The organism is Streptomyces sp. NPDC050388, assembly GCF_040655635.1.
In the GTDB taxonomy this organism is placed as follows: Bacteria; Actinomycetota; Actinomycetes; order Streptomycetales; family Streptomycetaceae; genus Streptomyces.
This window is the reverse complement of record NZ_JBFAKH010000057.1, coordinates 12,478-31,154: the sequence shown is the minus strand read 5'-3', so window position 1 is coordinate 31,154 and position 18,677 is coordinate 12,478. Positions and strand designations below refer to the sequence as shown.

Annotated in this window: 15 protein-coding genes and 1 pseudogene; 10 read left to right on the top strand and 6 right to left on the bottom strand. The window is 68.3% G+C overall.

Translation table 11 applies throughout. The features are described from left to right. Positions 1–109: 109 nt before the first annotated feature. The 3 genes from AB0I73_RS27925 to AB0I73_RS27915 all read right to left on the bottom strand — a co-directional run bounded on the left by AB0I73_RS27925 (position 110) and on the right by AB0I73_RS27915 (position 2,815). On the bottom strand, positions 110–955 hold the full coding sequence (locus tag AB0I73_RS27925; RefSeq protein ID WP_363041817.1) for an HAD family hydrolase: 846 nt from the start codon (positions 953–955) through the stop codon (positions 110–112). A 236-nt stretch (positions 956–1,191) separates the two neighbouring features. After that, on the bottom strand, positions 1,192–1,929 hold the full coding sequence (locus tag AB0I73_RS27920; protein WP_363041815.1) for a hypothetical protein: 738 nt from the start codon (positions 1,927–1,929) through the stop codon (positions 1,192–1,194). A 166-nt stretch (positions 1,930–2,095) separates the two neighbouring features. Continuing rightward, positions 2,096–2,815 (bottom strand): IS6 family transposase, encoded by a 720-nt coding sequence (locus AB0I73_RS27915; protein WP_363041813.1) that lies wholly within the window; start codon positions 2,813–2,815, stop codon positions 2,096–2,098. A gap of 1,409 nt (positions 2,816–4,224) precedes the next feature. On the opposite strand from AB0I73_RS27915, the gene AB0I73_RS27910 reads away from it, so the two are divergent. Together AB0I73_RS27910 and glgA are read left to right on the top strand one after the other, a co-directional pair. Then, complete coding sequence (locus AB0I73_RS27910) at positions 4,225–5,268, top strand: ParB N-terminal domain-containing protein (protein WP_363041811.1); 1,044 nt, start codon at positions 4,225–4,227, stop codon at positions 5,266–5,268. Between the two features lie 17 nt (positions 5,269–5,285). After that, positions 5,286–6,468, top strand: a pseudogene (glgA, locus tag AB0I73_RS27905) (glycogen synthase). Positions 6,469–6,856: 388 nt separating this feature from the next. On the opposite strand, the gene AB0I73_RS27900 reads toward glgA, so the two are convergent. Then, on the bottom strand, positions 6,857–7,006 hold the full coding sequence (locus AB0I73_RS27900; protein WP_363041809.1) for a hypothetical protein: 150 nt from the start codon (positions 7,004–7,006) through the stop codon (positions 6,857–6,859). Between the two features lie 746 nt (positions 7,007–7,752). On the opposite strand from AB0I73_RS27900, the gene AB0I73_RS27895 reads away from it, so the two are divergent. The 8 genes from AB0I73_RS27895 (at position 7,753) to AB0I73_RS27860 (ending at position 15,324) form a co-directional block, all read left to right on the top strand. Beyond that, a complete protein-coding gene (locus AB0I73_RS27895; protein ID WP_363041807.1) occupies positions 7,753–7,929 on the top strand; it encodes a hypothetical protein in 177 nt (58 codons plus the stop codon). A 184-nt stretch (positions 7,930–8,113) separates the two neighbouring features. Beyond that, positions 8,114–9,304, top strand: a complete 1,191-nt coding sequence (locus AB0I73_RS27890; protein ID WP_363041855.1) for a cupin domain-containing protein — start codon at positions 8,114–8,116, stop codon at positions 9,302–9,304. A gap of 29 nt (positions 9,305–9,333) precedes the next feature. Continuing rightward, the gene (locus AB0I73_RS27885; protein WP_363041805.1) at positions 9,334–9,990 is read left to right on the top strand and encodes a 2OG-Fe(II) oxygenase; all 657 of its coding nucleotides are present in this window, start codon (positions 9,334–9,336) and stop codon (positions 9,988–9,990) included. A gap of 28 nt (positions 9,991–10,018) precedes the next feature. Then, the gene (locus AB0I73_RS27880; protein WP_363041803.1) at positions 10,019–10,576 is read left to right on the top strand and encodes a TOMM precursor leader peptide-binding protein; all 558 of its coding nucleotides are present in this window, start codon (positions 10,019–10,021) and stop codon (positions 10,574–10,576) included. Further along, entirely contained in the window at positions 10,573–12,162 is a 1,590-nt protein-coding gene (locus AB0I73_RS27875; RefSeq protein WP_363041801.1) for a hypothetical protein, read from the top strand. Before AB0I73_RS27880 ends, AB0I73_RS27875 begins: the two co-directional genes overlap by 4 nt. A gap of 9 nt (positions 12,163–12,171) precedes the next feature. After that, positions 12,172–12,852 carry a nitroreductase family protein gene (locus AB0I73_RS27870; RefSeq protein ID WP_363041799.1) on the top strand — a complete coding sequence of 227 codons (681 nt, stop codon included), beginning with the start codon at positions 12,172–12,174 and terminating at the stop codon, positions 12,850–12,852. A 13-nt stretch (positions 12,853–12,865) separates the two neighbouring features. Further along, positions 12,866–14,149 carry a YcaO-like family protein gene (locus AB0I73_RS27865; RefSeq protein ID WP_363041797.1) on the top strand — a complete coding sequence of 428 codons (1,284 nt, stop codon included), beginning with the start codon at positions 12,866–12,868 and terminating at the stop codon, positions 14,147–14,149. 68 nt (positions 14,150–14,217) lie between these two features. Then, positions 14,218–15,324 (top strand): serine hydrolase domain-containing protein, encoded by a 1,107-nt coding sequence (locus AB0I73_RS27860; protein WP_363041795.1) that lies wholly within the window; start codon positions 14,218–14,220, stop codon positions 15,322–15,324. On the opposite strand, the gene AB0I73_RS27855 is transcribed toward AB0I73_RS27860, so the two are convergent. Both AB0I73_RS27855 and AB0I73_RS27850 read right to left on the bottom strand, forming a co-directional pair. Further along, entirely contained in the window at positions 15,278–17,152 is a 1,875-nt protein-coding gene (locus AB0I73_RS27855) for a BTAD domain-containing putative transcriptional regulator (protein WP_363041793.1), read from the bottom strand. The two genes, AB0I73_RS27860 and AB0I73_RS27855, sit on opposite strands and share 47 nt — an antisense overlap. Before the next feature lie 31 nt (positions 17,153–17,183). After that, positions 17,184–18,593: an MFS transporter gene (locus AB0I73_RS27850; protein ID WP_363041791.1), complete on the bottom strand. Its 1,410-nt coding sequence runs from the start codon at positions 18,591–18,593 to the stop codon at positions 17,184–17,186. Positions 18,594–18,677: the final 84 nt, after the last annotated feature.

Here is an 18,677-nt window from a genome sequence, read left to right as displayed (position 1 = left end):
CTGTCCAAGTGCGGCAGGGCAGCAGTTGATCAGTCGAACACCTCGGCCTGGACGGCCGGTCGGTGCCGCTCCGCCCTTGCGGAGCGGCACCGCAGGCGTTGTCCGGAGCTCAGCTGATGTCCTGCGCCTCGGTGGGCTCCGGCAGCGTCTCGCGCAGGAGCCGGCCGAGTACGGTGGCCACCCCGTCCTGGTCGTTGGGTGGTGCGATCTCGTCGGCCACGGCCTTGACGTCGGCATGCCCGTTGGCCATGGCGACCGCGTGACCGGCCCAGGTGAGCATGGGTACGTCGTTGGGCATGTCGCCGAACGCCACGACCTCGTGGGGGGCGACGCCGAGGGCCGCGCAGACCTGGGACAGTCCCGTGGCCTTGTCGAAGCCCGATGGCAGCAGTTCGACGATCCCAGGGCCGGCGTGCGTCACCTTCAGCCCGGGCCCGCAGCACACGCTTGCCTCGGTGACCAGTCCGCTGTCGGTCAGGACGTCATGACGCAGGAGCACCTTGTCGATGGCGCGGTTCCACAGGTGTTCGTCCTCGACGAGGCGGAAGGGGGACAACACACGTTCGTCCTTCCGGCCGAAACCTGGTGTGATGAGGAACTCGCTCCCCAGCCCGGAGGTGACGACAGCGAGGTGCAGGCGTCCGATCCGCCGGGCCAGCCGGGCCACAAACGCCTGCGCCGCGTTCCGGTCCAGCACCGCCTGCGAGAGTAGGATGTCCCGGTCCACGTCGTAGATCTGGGCGCCCTGGCCGCACACGGCGAGGCCCCGGTAGTGCAGGGCCCGGAAGATGGGAGCGCAGTTCGACGCGCTACGGCCCGTGACGATAACATGACGTATTCCCTTCTCGTCCAGACGCCGCAATACGCGCCGTGTGTGTGCCGAGACCGCGAGATTGCTGCGCAGGAGCGTGCCGTCCAGGTCCGTCGCCACCATGGTGGTTCCCGCGATCGGCATCAGACGGCCCGCTCGCCGGCAGGGGTGCGGGCTCCTGTCGGTCCGCAGGGGTACGCCCCGAGAACAGGCCCCTCATACGCGGCTGTTCGCATCGACCGTGCAGGGCGCCCCGGTCTCAGCCTCGTACTGCCCGCGCGGGGGAGAGGGGTGTGTATCTGCGTGAGGTGAAAGGACTTCATCGATAGCCACTCCGAAGGACCGGGCGTCGTCGCGGTGCACAAGCATGGCCGACGCTCTCACTGCGGTCGCATCGCGTCCAGGTCGTCGCCCCACGCGTCGAGCACCTCGCCGTGTCCGGCGGCCCGGACCGCCGCCTCGACCATCGTGAACAGATGCCGTTGCAGGGAGACGTCACCTGTGGCCGAGATGCGGTCCACGGCACGGAGGAGTATGTCGGTGTCCCAGCCCGGGAGCGGGTGCTGGGCGAGTTCCCACTCCAGGTACTTGTTGTAGGGGCGGGGGCGACGGTCGAGGGTGAAGAGCAGTTCGAGCAGGAACCGCATGCTGTCGGCCGCATCGAGGCGGGAGGCGAGAGCCCGGCCGTCCCGGTGGTTCTTGACCGAGCGCAGGAGGGAGTTGGCGTAGGCGTCGAGCACTTCGGCCGATGCCCGGAACGCTTCATCGGCGTCCAACTGTGCACAGTCGGCAAGGACGCGGGCGATGCCGCCGTCGAGCCGGTCCAGCACGACCTTGGCACGGGCGAGGGCGTAGCGTTCCCAGTCGGGCACGCCGGCCCCACGGAACTCGCTGAGCGTGACGATGACAAGGTCGAGGTCGGCGCTGCGGTGGCCCGCGAACCGGGTCAGATCGGTCCTGACGTCGTCGGCGACGATCACGTACAGGTCGTGGTCGGAGTACGGGGTGACCATGCCGTCATGGGCCTGGGACCCTTTGAGGACAAGGCCGACAACGGCCAGATCGGCTGCCGCGATCTTGACGAACGTGTCGTAGGTGAGGGGCTGCTGAGCAGTCATGGCGTGGGTCTCCGGTGGGTTGACGACGTGTATGCCTGCTTGGGGCGACCCCTGAGAGAGGAGGCGCCCTGCACCGTCTGCGGCTCGCGGGCGTTGTCACGTTGGTGGGGGTGTGACCGGCTGATGGTGCGTTGGGGCGTGGTGGGCTTGCGGTCCGGGTCTGGGGTCAGGCCGTGGTGGGCCGGCCGGCAGCGCCGGTGACCTGCTCCCAGATCGCGAAGCGGACGGTCATCTCGAGGCGGTGTTCGCCAGCGGTGAGCAGGTGGCGGCGGGGCCGGAAGTGAGGTGAGATGCCACTGAAAGCGGACAGGAACCGCTGGGCCCCGCCCACGCTGCGGAAGCCCTTCATCGCGCGTTCACGCTGCCGGGTGGGCTGGTGGCTGTTCTCAACCCGGTTGTTCAGGCCCTGGTGCGAGCGGTGTTCCACCGAGGGCATGACCCCGCGGTGGGCCGCGCCGTAGGAGCGGAGCTTGTCCGTGACGACCACCCGCGGCACCGCGCGCGTCTTCTTCAGCAGGCGGCGGAAGAAGCGCCGGGCGGCGGCCTTGTCCCGTCGGCTCCGCACGAGGATGTCGAGCACGTTGCCGTCCTGGTCGACGGCCCGCCACAAGTACGTCAGCCCACCGTTGATCTTGATGAAGACCTCGTCCAGGTGCCACTTACCGCCGGTCCGGGGCCGGCGACGGCGTAGTCCATTCGCGTAGGCCTGGCCGAACTTGGCGCACCAGCGACGGATGGTCTCGTAGGAGACGATGACGCCGCGCTGGAGCATGAACTCCTCGACCTCACGGAAGCTGAGCGGGAATCGGTGGTACAGCCACACGCAGTGGGAGATCACCTCGGCCGGGTACCGGCGCCCCCTGTACGACGGCGACGTGCTCTCCACGGACGACCCCTCCCAGCATGATCAACCCGAAGATCATCCCACCCGGTCAACCAACGTGACAGCGCCGTAAAAACGTTGTCCGTCTGGCCATCGATATCTACGACGGGCACGTCGCCTTCCCGAGTGCACCCACCTACACCCCCGTCCAGGACGAACGGCTCACGGCCTCCCGCTCCCGGCGCAAAGAACAGGTCGTCCAGCTCCTGCAGAGCATGCCCGCCCGCTCCTGGACAGCCCGCGAGATCACTCATTCCCTCGGCCTCCCCAAGCACAGCGTCATCGCAGGTCAGCTCTGACAGTGGGCACTGTCCGGAGTACTGGAACGAACCGCCCCCGGCGCCTACATCCTGACCCCGGCGTGGGCCGATCCAGCCCACCCAGGACGCGCCGGACACACCGCGAGAGAACGCACGATCGCCCTCCTTCAGGCACACCCTGGACGATCATGGAAGGCCCACGAAATCCTGCACGCCTTGGACTTTCCACCCTCCCGACACCGCAGTCTGGTCAGTGAACTCTGTCGCTGGGTGCGCCAAGGCATCATCGAACGCAGCGGGCCCGGCAACTACACCCACACTCAATATGCCCAAAAATCCCCCGAGTTGACCAGTGCTGATTCCGCTTAACTGCGGGGCATTGGGCCCTGGGCCGAGGCATTCACCACCTGCCGGCAACGGCTGACCGAACTTCCGGCCGTCACTTGACGAACCGGCCTCGCCCCGACGATCACCAGGAAGGAGAAGGACCCGCAACCTCCGGGCCCGTGGAACCCGGCGCACCCCGCGGTGTCACGCGACGGCCCGTCCTCCAACCGGGGAGGACATTACGGGCGAACCGCCGGACCGGTCAGCGACCGAACCCCGCTGACGAATCGAGGCCAAATCAGGGATTCGTCCCGATGGCGTCTGCAATTATGTTGATGTCTGAAGGTGCCGGGTAGGCGAAACTCATCCTGCTGTCCGAGAGATCTGAAGGTTTCTGGGTGACTGTCAGTTCTTGGTCGACCTGACCTAGGTGTACAGATCAAATAGTGGGTGAAGAGTCGTCTGAACAGCATTGCGCTATCGACGCGTTCAAGCCACTGTACCGAGCGGAGCCTATTCGCCGGACCGGTAACCCCGCGAGGGGATGACTAAGCGGTGGTGCAGGGGGTCTCGGGGCTCTCCATGCCTGGCCGCAAGGGAGTCTGCCGGTCGACCCATGGGGAGTACACACCCAAGTGTCTGGATCTTGCGATGCTCCGACTGGCCGAAAATGATGCAAGTGATCGTCTGAAGTTGATGTTAACTAGTGTCGGCATCTACGTTATTTTGCAGCTACTTTTGCCCGAGTTGTGCATGACTGTGCCCTCCGCAGGGTGTTGATGTCACCGCAGCTGGGCCCTTCAGTAGTCGATAGAAGGAGATGTGTTGAGTTTTGCGGGACTGGCGGGGGATCCTGCATGCAATGTGCTGGCCTATATAGCCAAGTGCCAGCAGTCGGTGGTGGAATCGCCTGTGGTGACAGTGTCGATCAAGACTCTCGTTGCCGATGACTCTCCGCGTACAGCGGGAGAAGACGACGGGCACGTGAGGATCCTGGCGGAGAGTGAGCGCGCCTACCCGCCCATTACGGTACATCGAGCGACGATGCGGGTGATCGACGGAGGGCATCGCCTCAGAGCCGCGCAATTGCGGGGCCAATCTCACATCGCGGTCAGATTCTTCGACGGCGAACAGGAAGATGCTTTCGTACTGTCCGTGGCGGCGAATGCGAACAATGGCCTGCCGCTATCCAGCGCAGACCGGCTCGCCGCTGCGGGTCGCATTCTCGGTTTTCACTCCGAATGGTCGGACCGTGCGATCGCCTCGGTGACCGGGCTGTCAGCCAGGAAAGTGGCCGAGATGCGCTGCCACCAAGCGGGTGCGGACGCAGATTCCCGGGTCCGCGTAGGCATCGACGGTCGTGTACGGCCCGTGAACCGAGTGCAGGGGCGCGAGTTGGCGGGCGAGCTCATCAAGGCAAACCCCGAGGCTTCCTTGCGGCAAATCGCCAAGGCCGCGGGTATCTCTCCCGGTACTGCGGCAGACGTCCGGAAACGTCTGCGACAGGGGTGCGATCCGGTTCCCGTGAGGTTACGGGAGGAGGCGGTGCGTCGGGACCGGCAGGACAGGAAAGCCACCGGCGACACCGTTTCTCGGCGCCGAACTCGGCCGTCCGCTGACCTCGTGCCGATTTTCGATGCCTTGTGCAAGGACCCCTCACTTCGATTCAGTGAAACCGGCCGACTCGTTCTGCGGCTGTTCGACTCCTGTGTGGCTGCCACCCGGCAAAGAGACCGGATTGTCGACAACGTACCGGCACACTGCCGCGAGCAGGTCGCAGAACTTCTGCTGAGCTATGCCGAGATATGGCAGGACATCGCAGTGGAGTTGAACGAAGGTCAACGCGTTGCGCCGCGTCAGGCGATATGAGCGAGAGGGAGACGTCGATGCGTGTGGATTTGCTTACTCGCGAGTATCCGCCCCACGTGTACGGAGGCGCGGGCATTCATGTAGGGTCACTGGCCGACCGCTTGCGTGGATCTGGTTGACTTGCGGGTTCACGGCTTCGAGCCGGCTGAGGGAAACGCATCGCTTCTTGCGCACGACGTGCCGAAGGTTCTTGCGGCGGCCAATCCCTCCCTCCAGGCACTCGCCGTGAATGCCTCGATGTCACACGCAGTTGCGGGCGCGTCCCTGGTGCACAGTCACACCTAGTACACCAACCTGGCCGGGCGATTCGCTCAGCAATTGCACGGCATACCGCATGTGATCACGACACACAGCCTGGAACCATTGAGGCCCTGGAAATCTCAACAATTGGATGGCGGCTACGAGATTTCCTGCTTCATGGAGCGTGAGGCACTGATCCGTGCGGACAGGGTCATCGCGGTGTCCCATGCCATGGCCCGGGACATCATGGAGGTCTACTCGGACGTGGACCCCGGGCGTGTCACCGTTGTCCACAACGGCGTCGGCGCCAGCCAGTACGCGCCCGACCCCGGAACGGACGTTCTGGAGGAACAGGGAATCAGCGTTGATCGCCCCATTGTGGCCTGTGTGGCGCGCATCAGCCCTCAGAAGGGCCTGCTGCACCTTCTGCAAGCGGCGTGGAACTTCATCCCGTGTACTCAGTTGGTGGTGGTCGCCCAGTCCGCCGACACGGCGGCTCACCGTGCGGAGTTCGCCGAGGCGGTCGCCGCGATGGGAGACAGCCCGGTTGACGTGCACTGGGTCAGTGGTCCATTTCCGAGACGAGTTTTGATCCAGCTGCTCAGTCATGCTCGGGTTTTCGTCTGCCCCTCGCTGTACGAGCCACTGGGTATCGTCAACCTCGAAGCCATGGGTTGCGGAACTCCGGTCGTCGCATCGGCGACCGGGGGCACACCGGAGGCAGTGGTGGACGGTGAGACCGGTTATCTGGTGCCGCTGGAGACCGCGACGACAGATGGCGGCGGCGTGGACGAGCACTCCGTATTCGCCAAGGAGCTGGCTGTCCGGGTGAACGAGCTCCTCACGGATGCGGCGAGCGCCGAACGTATGGGCCAGGCCGGCAGACGCCGAGTGCTGTCCCACTTCACCTGGGAACGGGTGGCACACCAGGTCGCCGAGATCTATCGAGGCGTCGTGTGATGCCCGGGTGCGTCAAGCACTCCCGCTGTCGGAGGTCTCCCCGGAGACCTCATTGGACAGCGCGTTACCCCGATGACGATGGCGGCCGGGTGGTGCCGGTCCATGTGGCCGCGCCGCGCCATTGCCCGAGGTCGATGCACCGCTCGACGGTCTTGTGCTGTCTGTAGGCACCTGCATCGCAGCCGGGCGGCGTCCACCCTGGGGCCCCGCGTCGAGGGCGTTCTCCCACGTGCCGTCCACGGCCCGCCCGATCAGCCGTTTGCCCATAGGAGAGTGTCGGTCGCCGTGGCCCCACCGTGCTGTGGGGCCACGGGTGCGGAGGTTGCGACGAGTCGCGCTCGCACACGGAGTGCAGGACCGTCGGCCCCCCTTTTCCCCTGTGCCGGTGTCAGGGGACGGCCCTGAGATGCACCAGCCGTTCGGACGGATCCGTCTGCCGGCGTCGCAGATGTGCTGCTGCCGCGCGCTCGCTGTCCGACGACTCGGAGTCCGCCCGTTCCTTGGCATAGGCGCCCGTGCGGGTCTGCAGTCCGAACATGGGACCCGCGCCCGCCACTTGGGGGCGCGCAACGGTTCAGTAACCGTGTCTCTGCGAGCCGTTCGAGTACCTCGGTAGCCTCCAGTTCCGATCGGCTGAGCAGTTGTGCTCCGTCGAACCCGAAGTACGTTCCAGCCCCGCACAGTCCGAGCATGCGGAACAGTCGGCGTTCTTCCCCGGACAGGCGCTGATAAGCCGGCTCGAAGCAGGAGTGCATGGTCAACGAACCATGGGTGAGTTGATCCAAGAGGCCGGTGCCGGCGGACATCCGCTGGACCAGATCACCTACGCTCCAGTGCGCTGATCGGCGACACCGCGGACGACGGGGAAGCCGGCACGGCGGGCCGGCACGCGGGCCGTGCTGTACAGCGGCGGCGCAGGGCAAGGCGGGCCTGGCGCAGACGGGCTGGTCGGTGTACAGCTCGCTCGACGAGGCCGTGCGCACGGTGCTGGATCCGGGGCTCTTCCGGAGCCTGTGCCTGACCAGTTGATCGCCTGACGGTCGAATCGGGGACGTATGCGCGGCATTTCATTTCGCCGCTGCGGCCGTCGGGCCCCATTCTGTGCTGCCCGCCGCCCATGGTCTTCCGTTGTGTCGGGCAGCGGCAGGCGCCGAAGCCGTCCCGATGAAAGGTGAACGAAAGCTCTGACCAAGACACTTGCACTGCGGGCCGCACCCTGTCGCTCTTCCGGGCGGGAATGGCGCGCATGTCCCGATTCTTCGCAGTGAAGGGAAGGTTGCATCGATGAACATCGAAGGTAGCGTCGCCGAAACCGACGCCGCCATGGCAGACGACCGCAGCGCCGGGCAGCGCCGGCTCCTGCTCACCGTTGAGGAGGTGCCCACGCGGAAAGGCGGCGCAGCCTCCGGCTGCATGAGCAACTGCGGCCCGGTCGGTGAGTACACCGGTCATCCTTACTAGGCCGCGACTGCCTCGTTCGGGCCGTCTGCTCGAAGTGTCATTCACGTAGTTGGCTCCCTCCGGGGCTGGTCCCGGCCCTTCACGGGTCGTCCCCGTCCCGGAGGGGGCTAGGCACCGCCAGGTTCTGCGGTGCCGCCATCATGATCAGCCATGTCAGGACGTCGCACTTTCATCAGGAGCAATGGTGGAACATCGGTTGGTACAGGCTATTGAGGAAGCGTTCGGCTGGAGTGGAGCCGAGGCGGTCGGCACGGGCTTTGCCCGGGGGCATCTGGACGACGAGCTCGCTTCCCGCCTTCTGACCCCCAATCGCCTGCTCGACATCGTCATGCGCAGGAGCTTGGAACGGCCCCAGTGCCGCATCGTCGGCAAGGGCGAAGAGGTGCACCCCGGCGTCTACTACACCCAGAACGTCTCGTCCGTGGGCCAGGGCATCTCCCTCGTCGACATGCGTGCCGTGCAGACGCTGCTCAGCGAAGGCGCAACTCTCATCCTCGACCAGGTCAACGCATTCGACCCGATCCTGGAGGTCGCCTGCCGCGCCCTCCAATGGTGGTCGCACGAGCGGGTCGAGGTGAACGCCTACCTGACGACGAACGACGCCGAAGGCTTCCCCCTGCACTGGGACGAGCACGACGTCCTGGTCGTCCAACTCGCCGGGGAGAAGAAGTGGGAGGTGCGCGGGCCCTCGTACCCCAAGCCGATGTACCGCGACGCGGAACCCGATGCCGTGCCGAGCGAGGACGTCATCTGGACGGGGCGGCTCAAGGCGGGCGACGTGATGCACATCCCGCGCGGTCACTGGCACCGGGCCAGCCGAACGGGCAGCGGGTCGGGCACGAGCCTGCACGCAACCTTCGGCATAACACGCCGCACCGGCGTCAACTGGCTGACATGGCTGGCCAACTGGTCCCACTCCTACGAAACCTTCCGGCACGACCTCGATCGCACCGGAGCCGACTTCGGCGCGCTGGAGGACGCCGCCGCCCGACTCATGAAAGAGCAGCCTCCCGCGAAGTTCCTGGAGGCGCACGCGCAGGAGGCCCTGCCTCCTCGGCATGTGCCGTTTCTGGAGATCTTCGGTGCGCTGGAATCCGTCGTATGCATCTCGCAGTTCCGGCCGCAGATCCAGGACAACGGTGACACGGTTGAAGTGGTGGCCGCCGGTAAGCGCCTTTTGTTCGCCGTTGAGGCGCTGCCCTCGTTGCGGCTTCTGTTGAGCGGCAGGCCGGTCCACTTGGAGCAGGTGCAGAGCCTCGTCGGTGCGGAGGTGGGCGAGGTCGCCTCGATCCTGGTGGAGGAGGGGCTCTGTGCGATGCTCACGCCGGAGCTGGCGGCCGGTTGCGCGGGACTCGTCCCCGACGCCTCCTCGTGAACCGAGGGACGCGCGCCGGGGAGACGCCGATGAAGCCCCATTTCGAAACCGACACCTTCGCCGTGTTCGACGACTTCCTCAGCGAGGAATCCATTGCGACCGTGCGGAAGGGCCTGGAAGATGAAGGCTTCAGCTACCTCAAGAGCACCTGGAAACCGAAGAATTTCCAGCTACTGATCGAGGGCGACCCGCTGGTTGGGCCGATGGTGTTCCACGACCACCCGACGGTGCCCGAGGGCCTTCTGCGCTATCCCTCCGGGAAGCCGGCCGACGCCGTCATCGAGGCCCTCCTCGGAATCGAGGACGCCCTGTCCCCGTGGGTCGGTGCCAAGGGGAGCGACTGGGACTACCTGACCTGCACTCCCTACATGTATCCGGCCGCCTCCGGCCTCTCCTGGCACGACGACGCGCGCGACAGGAGCGGTTCCTACATCCTGTACCTCCACGACGAGTGGAAGTCGACCTGGGGGGCGGAACTGCTGATCGCCGCCGACACATGCGACCGCAGGGCGTCGACCAGGCGGTACCAGGGAGTCAACACGGATCTCGGGCACTACGTCTCGGCGTCGCCCAATCGACTCGTGGTCATCAAAGCCGGTACACCGCACAAGATAAACCAGGTGAGCCCGCGCGCAGGGGAGAACCTGCGCATGTCCTTCACGGGCTTTTTCCAGCCGCTTCGATAGAGATCCGAGAGGGAGAGGAGGCCACACGTTGCCTGCGCAGCACGGCTTCGGCCGAGAGGCGACGGTGGTGGCGGTGGGAGCCTTCGGCGAGGCGGTCGCCCGCTTCCTTGAGGCCCCCACCGCGGAACTGCCGGATGTCGTCGGCCCGAGGGGTGAGGGGACCCGACCGGTGGTGCTGGCCGCGTGGAGATTCAGCCGGTCCGCGGCCCGGGCTCTGGACCGGCGTGTCGACGGCACTTGGGTCCCGGTGACGTACCTGCATCCCACCATCCAGGTGGGGCCGGTGTTCGCTCCCGGCCTGCCCGGTTGCCACGAGTGCCTGGAGAGTCGATTGCTCGACAATGACAGCCGCCCCGAGTACGTGACGGCGCTGTGGAACACCTACGATCAGTCCCCTGAGGTCGGCCCTCGGGGGTACCTGGAGCACCACGCACTGGTCGCCGCAGGGCTTGCACAGGTGCTGATGGGCGAGGAGCCCCGTCCCGTGCGCGGCGTCTACACCAGCCATGTCCTCTCGGGTGAGACCGAGCGCCACGACTTCGTGCCCCGGCCGGGGTGCTCGCGTTGGGAAGGTGTGCTGCGTTGACTTCCCCCCCTGCGCGAGAGCAGCGGTACGCCCTGGTCGAAGGCCTGGTGCGGACGGTGGTGGACGGCGTCTACGTCGTGGAGGGCGGGCCTGTCCGGGTCTCGCTGTCCGGGGTGGGGGCCACCGACATGCTGCCCGACCTGTGCGAACTCCTGGATGGGACGCGGTCGGTGGGCGATCTCGCCGCGGCCCTGGCCCTCCACCCCGATGATGTGGTGGAGGCGGTTGCACTCCTGCACCGGATGGGGCTCGCGGAGGAGGCCGGACCGGACCTTGCGCCCGAAGAGCAGCCTGAGGCGAGGGCCTTTTTCTCGCGCTCCGAAGCGTACGCGACGCGCGCCGGATCGGGCGCGCAGGCCGTGCGTCGGCTCAGTGCGGCGCGGGTGCTCATCGCCGGCCAGGGGGCCCTCGCGGAGCTGGTGCAGCGGACACTGGCAGCCCAGGGCATCGCGGTGGCCCCGTACTCGAAGGAGGGGTTGGCGCGGCTGTCCGGGAGCGACGGGCTGGGACCGCCGGCCGGAGTCGTGGTGGAGATCCGGGCTCCCGCCAGCGCCTCCTCGGGGGAGGTCCTGGCGGCGTGCGCCGCCCGACGGGTGGTGTGGATCGGAGTGGGGCTCACCGAGGAGGGCGGTGTGGTCGGGCCTCTGGCGCATCCCGTGCACGCCTGCCTGGAGTGTGTGGGAAGGGCGTTGGCCGAGAGCGGTCCGCTGGTGGGGGACACGGCCGCACCGGGCGTCGTGCCACTCCTCGCCGGCGTGACCGCCGGGGAGGTGGTCCATGTCGTCGCCGGTATAGGTGCGAACCAGACGGCCGGAGCTCTGGTCCGGCTGACGTCCGATGCGGCAGGACGCACCGGCCTGACCATGGAGCGGGCCAAGCTGCACGCGAGGATAGAGTGCGTGTCCTGCGGCGCCGGCGCCGGGGGCGGCGAGCGGGCGCAGCTGGCCTGGGACTACGAGCAGGAGATCGCCCTGCCACCGCCCTCGTCGGCGGTCAGGGGACGCGTTCAGACGGACTCCAGGGAACTGCAGCGAGCCGTCCGGGACATGCCGACGAGCCCTGCCGTCCCTGCCCCGGCTGCGACCGTATGGCCGCTGACCGAGATGTTCTCCGTGCTCCGCAGGAGCGCCGGGCTGCGGACCACTCGCAAGGATGGGGTTCCGCTGTGGAACAAGCCGTCTGCCGGAAACCTCAACTCCCAGCTGGCATACGTCGTCTCGGCCGAGGAGCTGGCGGGGCTGGGGAGTTGCACCGCGCTCTACCACCCGTTGGCGGACCGGCTGATGGCCACGGGGCGGATCAGCGCTGGGGAGGCAGCCGAGGCCGCGGCGACGGTCGTCGCCCCGGGATGGAGGTGGCTCCTGGTGTGGGTGGCGGACGTCGACAGACTCGCGGCCAAGTACGAGGATTTCGCGGTGCGTCTCGCACTGCTGGACTCGGGTGCGGCCCTGGCTCAGACGGCCCTGGTGGCCCGGACCCTCGGGCTGTCGCCCAGGATGCCCGGGAGCTGGTCGGCAACGGAGATCGCGGGCCTGCTCGATCTGGATCCGCGGACCGACGTGGTCACCGGCATTCTCGTCTTCTAGGTGGTGGCAGTGAACGACACAATCGATACCGGGATGGAGCGGCTGGGCGAGACCGCCGCGGAGCTGGCGGTCCGCGGCGTGTGTCGCGACCTCGACCGGGGAGGGAACGAGAAATTCGAACTTCCTGTGGCAAAGGCGCTGTCCGACCTGACGCCCCAGCAGCTCGACGAGGTCATCAGAGCACGGGAGTCGGTTCGGGAGTTCTCGTCGAGGCCCCTGCGCCGAGAGGTGCTCGCCGACATCTGCCAAGCCGCCGCCGAAGTGGACGACTCCCTCTTCCCACAAGGCACCCCACCGGTGTGGCTGGTGCGGGCCCGCAGGGTGTCGGACCTGGCTCCCGCCTACTACAGCTTCAGATCAGGGAGTTTCGTGCACCTGGCCGCCGCGGGGCCGGGGCGGGGCGCGCTCCAGGAGGACATTGCCGCCGCACCGGCCGTGTGCACCCCCTTGTTCGATCTGGCCGCCGAGCTGAGCAGGTCGGGCCCCGACGGGTACTTCAATGCCCTCGTCCGCGCCGGATACGGTCTGCATTGCGCCTGGTTGACGGCGGTCAGGAGCGGGGTCTCGGGGTGCCTCTTCCGAGGACCCGACCCGGTCGCCCTGCACGCCGCGGTGGGACTGGGCCGGGTAACGTCCCGCCCCCTGCTGGCCTTGGCACTGGGCTATGCCCAGCACCCCGTACACGGCTGAGGAGCCTTCTCTCATGAGCGCATTGGACCTGGTCCCCACCCTGGTGGGCCCTTACGGCGCTGTCGTCCACCGGCCGATGCGCATGTCGGACACCTATGTGCCGCCGTGGTGGCACTACCAGTCCTCGACTGCCTTCGTGCCCCGGGAACAGCGCTCCCGCGTGCACCGGGCCAGAGAGGAGGTGTGGGGCAGCGGACGGTCGACCGACCCCGACCTCGCCTGGCGCATCAGCGCAATCGAGGCACTGGAGCGGGTGGCCAATTACACGCCGCGCTCCGGGGTCGTGGTGAGTGACGCGGTGTCCCTGCCGACCGCGATCGACCTGGACGCGGTTCCGCGCTGCTCGGCGGCGGAACGGGCGAACCCGAAGTGCGGGCTGACGCTGCCCGATAAGCGGCAGGCGATCCGGTGGGTGCCGGGAGTCCGGGTCGAGACCGGCGAGCCGGTGCACCTGCCGGCGGTGATGACCTGCCTTGGTTTCCCCGAGCTGCCCGGGGAGCGCTTCTGGATGGCAGTCAGCACCGGCGTCGCGGTAGGCGTCACTTGGGAGTCGGCGCTCGCTTCCGGCCTATGCGAGGTGATCGAGCGGGACATGGTGGCTGTCACCTGGCTGCAGCGCCTGCGCCTGCCGCACATGGAACCCGGTGCGCTCACCCTCGAGGGGGCCCGGCTCGTGGACTGGTGCGCCCGCAAGTTCATCACCGCGCACCTGTTTGACGCCACGTCCGAGATCGGCGTCCCCACGGTGTACTGCGTTTTCGAGGCGCCTCATGACGGGCTAGCGGGGCGGGTGGTCAGCGCGGCGGCCGGCAGTGATCTCGCGGGAGCAGCGGAGCACGCCCTGGCGGAGGGGGTGACGCTCCGCATGGCCGTCCGGGATGCGGCGCGCCTGGCACCGGAGGAATGCGAGCCCTTGATGAAGGGGGCGGTGTGGCACGGTGCACGGGAGAACGCCGCCGCGTTCGACTTCCTCCTCACCGGCCGCGCCGGCCGCCCGGCCGCGCCCGCTGCTGCACCTCCTGACGCCTCGGACTCGGACGCCGCACGGCTGCGCAGTCTCGTAGCCCGCTGCGAGCAGGCTGGCCACCCGGTGTACGCCGCCGACATCACCACTCCGGAGCTGCGCGGCATCGGACTCCACGTCGCGTGTGCGGTGGTCCCCACCCTGCAGCCGTTGACGTTCGGCCGGCATGCCCAATACCGCGGCCACCCCAGGCTGTACCGGCTTCCGGCGCTCCTTGGCCACCCCGTCGCCGGCGAGAAGGAGCTCAACTCCCTTCCGCAGCCCTTCGCCTGAAGCGGCGCAGTGAGCCAGAGGTCGTTGCACACATCAAGAGGAGTCAGGACCTGTTCCAGGAGCGGCAGATGAATGACGGGAGCCCCCAGTGGCCCGAGGCATTCCACGGGGTTCGTGACCGGCTGTCAAGGATCCACGCCCGGTTGCCCATGGCAGGGGCGCAGATATCCGCATCCCGCCACGGCACCCGGCTGCTGGACGCGAGCGTGGGCGAGGCTCGGCCCGGAGTCGCCATGACGGCCGACTCGGTCCTTTACCTGAGCTGTGCGGGCAAGCCGCTGCTGGCAGCGGTGCTCGTCCGGTGCGTCGACGAGGGGATGATCCGCTTTGATGACGCGGTCGCCGACCACCTGCCGGCGTTCGCGGCCGGAGGCAAGGAGGCTGTCACGGTGTCGGACGTCCTCAGCCACGCCGCGGGGTTCGTGAGCTTTAAGGGGCACCCGGCCCACGACTCCTACGAGGACTTCCTCGCCCACGTCCTCGGGCTCCCCCTGGAACCGGGCTGGACACCCGGGGAGGACCAGGGGTACCACCAGGAGACCGCCTGGTACGTGGTGGCGGCGCTGGTCGAATCGCTGATAGGAGCGGACTACCGTGCAGCCCTCGCCCGGCATCTGTGCGCTCCGCTCGGCCTTTCCTCGACCTGGGCCGGGCTGGCACCCGAGACCTACGACGCGGTTCGGCACCGGCTTGCCGTGCCGACCCTGGTGCGACCCGGCGGGGTGCGCTCCTTCCCCTACGTGGTCACCAGGATTGGGGCCCGGGCGAAAATCCCGTCCTACGCCTACTACGCGACGATGGGCGACCTCGCGCGCTTCTACGAGGCCGCCCTGGCTGGCTTGCAGGGCGCGGGGTCCTTCCCCATCGCTCCGGTCACCCTAAACGCCATGGTGTCGCCGCCGCGTGCGCCGATGCGGGATCGGACCTGGGGCTACACCTGCGCGATGGGCAGGGGGTTCCTCAGCGGTCTCGCGCGCCACTACGGCTTCGGCGATATGTGGTCGGACTCCTCGTTCGGATCCTCTGGCAAAGTGGGGCAGGTGTTCGCCGGGGCCGATCCGGCCACCGGCGTCGTCATAGCTGCCGCCTTCGGCGCCCTGGCCGTCGACCAGGCGACGAAGACCGGCATCATGAGCGAGCTGTACGAGGCTGCTCTGGCCTGCGACCCGCCCTGAGCCCCGCCTGGTCGTCGGCGGGGCAGGAAATCTCCCGTGCGTAGGCCTGGGCGAGGTTTCCCAGCCGGAACGGGAAGCGGCTGTCGCCCTCGAGGGGGCCGTAGACGACCAGTGAGGCTTCGGCGAGCCGGCGCAGCGAATCGCGCGTTTCGTCGACGGTGGCTCCCTGCACCAGACTCGCAGCTTCGGCGACGGAGAAGCTCGCCCGGTGGAAGGCGCTGAGGCGGCGCAGTAACCGGCGCTCGAAAGGGGTGAGCCGGCCCCAGTCGGCCGCCAGTGAGGCCCGGACGTCTGCCGCGCCGTGCCCCAGCTCGTCGATGCGCCGCCGATCGTCCGCCAGGGCTGCGGCCAGCTCGGCCGGGCTGAGGCGGGGGTCGGCCAGCAGCCGAGCGCCAGCCGCCCGCAGGGCCAGCGGCAGCCGGTCGCACAGCAGGCCGATCTCCTCCACGGACCAGGGGGAGGAGGTGACTCGGTGCTGGCCGACCACCCGGGCCAGTAGCTCCCGGGCTGTGGCCGGCTCCAACGCGCTGAGTTCCACTCGTGACACGCCGGGCAGCGCCGGAAGCCGCCCCCGACTGGTGATCAGCACACCGCAGGTGGCGCTGCCGGGCAGCAGCGGACGCACTTGGTCCTCGTCGGCCGCGCCGTCCAGCACCACGAGGACTCGGAGGTCGGCGAGGACGCTGCGGTAGAGGCCCGCCCGCGACTCGAGGGCGTCCGGCACGCAGTTGCGGTCCACGCCGAGATCAACGAGGAAGCGGGCCAGGACGTCCTCCGGCCGCGCCGGCCCCGCCTGGGGACCGCGCAGGTTCGCGTAGAGCTGACCGTCCGGGAACCATTGGCGGAGGCGGTGGGAGGTGCGCACGGCCAGAGCTGTCTTACCGGTCCCGCCCCGTCCCACGATCGCCGCGATGGGGAGTGAACCGCGGGCGTTCCGAAGTGCCGCGATGACGTCGGCGGCCTCCGTGTCCCGCCCGGTGAAGTCACCGATGTCCGGTGGGAGCTGCCGAGGAGGGATGACGGCACGGGAACCGCCGTGGTGGAGCATGCCGGGTCCAGACCGGCTGGGTGCGGCCGGATCGCCCTGCCCGGAGAGCACCTTCTGGTGGAGCTCCTGGAGCTCGGGACTGGGCTCGGTGCCGAGCTCCTCGATGAGCGTGCGCCTGAGGCGCGCGTACGTGGCCAGTGCCTCGGCAGGCCGACCGCTGTGGTGCAGTGCGGTGATCAGGAGGCCGTGCAGGCGCTCGCGCAAGGGATGCCGTTCCGTGAGGACACGGAGGCGGCTGGCCGCCTCCGGTGCGCGTCTCAGGCGCAGCAGTACGTCGGCGTGCAGCTCCAGGGCGTCGAGGCGTACCTCTCCGAGCCTCGATGCCTCCAGTGCGACGCACTCGCTCGACGGGACGTCCGCGTATGCGTCGCCCTGCCACATGCCGAGCGCGGACTCGAGTGCCTCGGCCGCATCGGTCAGCTTCCCTTGGGCCAGCACCCGGTGCGCGCGTTCCACCAGGCCTTCGAAGTGTGCGGAGTCCAGCCAGGCCGGCTCCATCCGGTACCCGGCGGGGTGGGTCAATAGCGCCTCTGACGCCTCCTCGTTTCCAGCCAGTTGGCGGAAGATCGACCGCAGCCGGGACACCCGCACCTGCACTGCGTTGGCTGTGTGGAGGGGCGACCGGTCAGGCCAGGTCCGCTCGGTGATGTGCTCGGCTGACACCACGGACCGTGAGTGGACGAGTAGTTCCCCGAGGAAGGCGCGGTTGCGGACGCCCTGCGGGGCGGCCTGCGTGGCGCCCGCGCTCATCCGCAGTGGACCGAGAACGTAGAACCTCATGTCACAACCTCCGCTGTCCGTACGCCGCCTGTCATTCATGGAGTTCCGGTTCCCTGGTCGCGGTGGCCGGCGGCATCGGGGGCTGGACGGCGCGCGGGCGGTGGCCGGATATCCAGGCCCAGGTGGCGGCGAGAGCCAGCAGGACCGGCGCGGCGGCCCAGGTGATGGCGGAGCCGTAGTCGACCCGGAGGACCGCGGCGGTGTCGTGCGGGTCTGGTCCCGATGCCGTGGACCGGCCAGCGATGCCCGTGAGGACTGCGAGCCCTACGCTGGCGCCAATCTTCTGGGCAGTGGTCAGTACGGCGGAGGCGGCGCCCGAGTCCTGCTCGGCCTGCCCGCTCGTACCGGCGACCGTGAAGGTCACGAAGACCAGGCCGCCGCCGAAGCCGATCATGCACTCCGGCAGCAGCAACTGGGCCGCGTAGGCGCCTCCGTCGAGCTGCCCCAGCCACAGCAGGCCGACCGCGAACATTGCGAGCCCGGTCGCCATGACGGCCCGCTGGCTGTACTGGCGCAGACATATGCCCGCCAGTGACGACGACAGGGTGACCGCCGCGATGAGCGGTACGAGTGCGAGCCCGGCGGCCCACGGCGAGAAGCCGAGGATCTGCTGGATGTACAGACTAAGGAAGAAGATGACCGGTCCGATGGCCGCGTTGCTGAGCAGGGCGACGGCGGTCGCCCCGCGGAACGAGGGCCTTGTGAACAATCGCAGCGGCACGAGCGGCTTTGCGCTGATCCGCTGCACGGCCAGGAAGGCGGCGAGCAAGGCGGCGGACAGTGCGGCGAGCACGAGGGTGCGCGGACGCGTCCATCCTGCGGTGTTCGCGTCGACCAGCACGTAGACGAGCAGTGTCATGCCAGCGCTCACCAGTACTGCTCCCGTCGCGCCGAACCCCCGGCGCCTGGTGCGGCGGGGAGCCGGCGGGAACAGCCGCAGCGTGCACAGCGCCGCAGCCGCGGCCAGCGGCACGTTGATGACGAACACGGCGGGCCAGCCGAGGACGTCGCACAGGGCGCCCCCGAGGAAGTAGCCAGCGCTCCCGCCGGTCGCCGCGAACGCTCCGAGGATGGCCAGCGCCTTGCCGCGGCGGGCCGCCCGGGCCGGGGTGTCGTCGGGGAAGACGCTCATGAGCAGGGACAGGGCGGTGGGGGAGATGACCGCCGCGGCGAGGCCCTGCCCGGCCCGTGCGGCGATCAGGACTGCTGAGGACGTCGCGAGGCTGCCGAGCAGCGAAGCGGCGGCGAACAGGAGCAGCCCGGTGGTGAACACCCGCCGCCGCCCGAGGAGGTCCCCGAGCCGTCCGCCGAGCAGCAGGAACCCCCCAAAAGCCAGGGCGTACCCGTTGGCGACCCAGGACAACGCATTCAGACTGACCGACATGTCGCGTTCGATAGAGGGCAGGGCCACTTCGACTATCGCGGTGTCTACATTCAGCATGAAGTGGCTGCCGACGAGAAGGGCTAGTGCGGCACGCTGATGGACGGGTCCTGCGGTGTCGAAGATCGCGGGGGCCCGATGATT

Excerpts from the sequence above, each read along its gene's own strand:
- AB0I73_RS27865 (WP_363041797.1), top strand. The coding sequence starts at position 12,866 with ATGAGCGCATTGGACCTGGTCCCCACCCTGGTGGGCCCTTACGGCGCT.
- AB0I73_RS27860 (WP_363041795.1), top strand. The coding sequence starts at position 14,218 with ATGAATGACGGGAGCCCCCAGTGGCCCGAGGCATTCCACGGGGTTCGT.
- AB0I73_RS27850 (WP_363041791.1), bottom strand. The coding sequence starts at position 18,593 with ATGCTGAATGTAGACACCGCGATAGTCGAAGTGGCCCTGCCCTCTATC.
- AB0I73_RS27900 (WP_363041809.1), bottom strand. The coding sequence starts at position 7,006 with ATGTTCGGACTGCAGACCCGCACGGGCGCCTATGCCAAGGAACGGGCG.
- AB0I73_RS27925 (WP_363041817.1), bottom strand. The coding sequence starts at position 955 with ATGCCGATCGCGGGAACCACCATGGTGGCGACGGACCTGGACGGCACG.
- AB0I73_RS27855 (WP_363041793.1), bottom strand. The coding sequence starts at position 17,152 with ATGAGGTTCTACGTTCTCGGTCCACTGCGGATGAGCGCGGGCGCCACG.
- AB0I73_RS27920 (WP_363041815.1), bottom strand. The coding sequence starts at position 1,929 with ATGACTGCTCAGCAGCCCCTCACCTACGACACGTTCGTCAAGATCGCG.
- AB0I73_RS27895 (WP_363041807.1), top strand. The coding sequence starts at position 7,753 with ATGAACATCGAAGGTAGCGTCGCCGAAACCGACGCCGCCATGGCAGAC.
- AB0I73_RS27885 (WP_363041805.1), top strand. The coding sequence starts at position 9,334 with ATGAAGCCCCATTTCGAAACCGACACCTTCGCCGTGTTCGACGACTTC.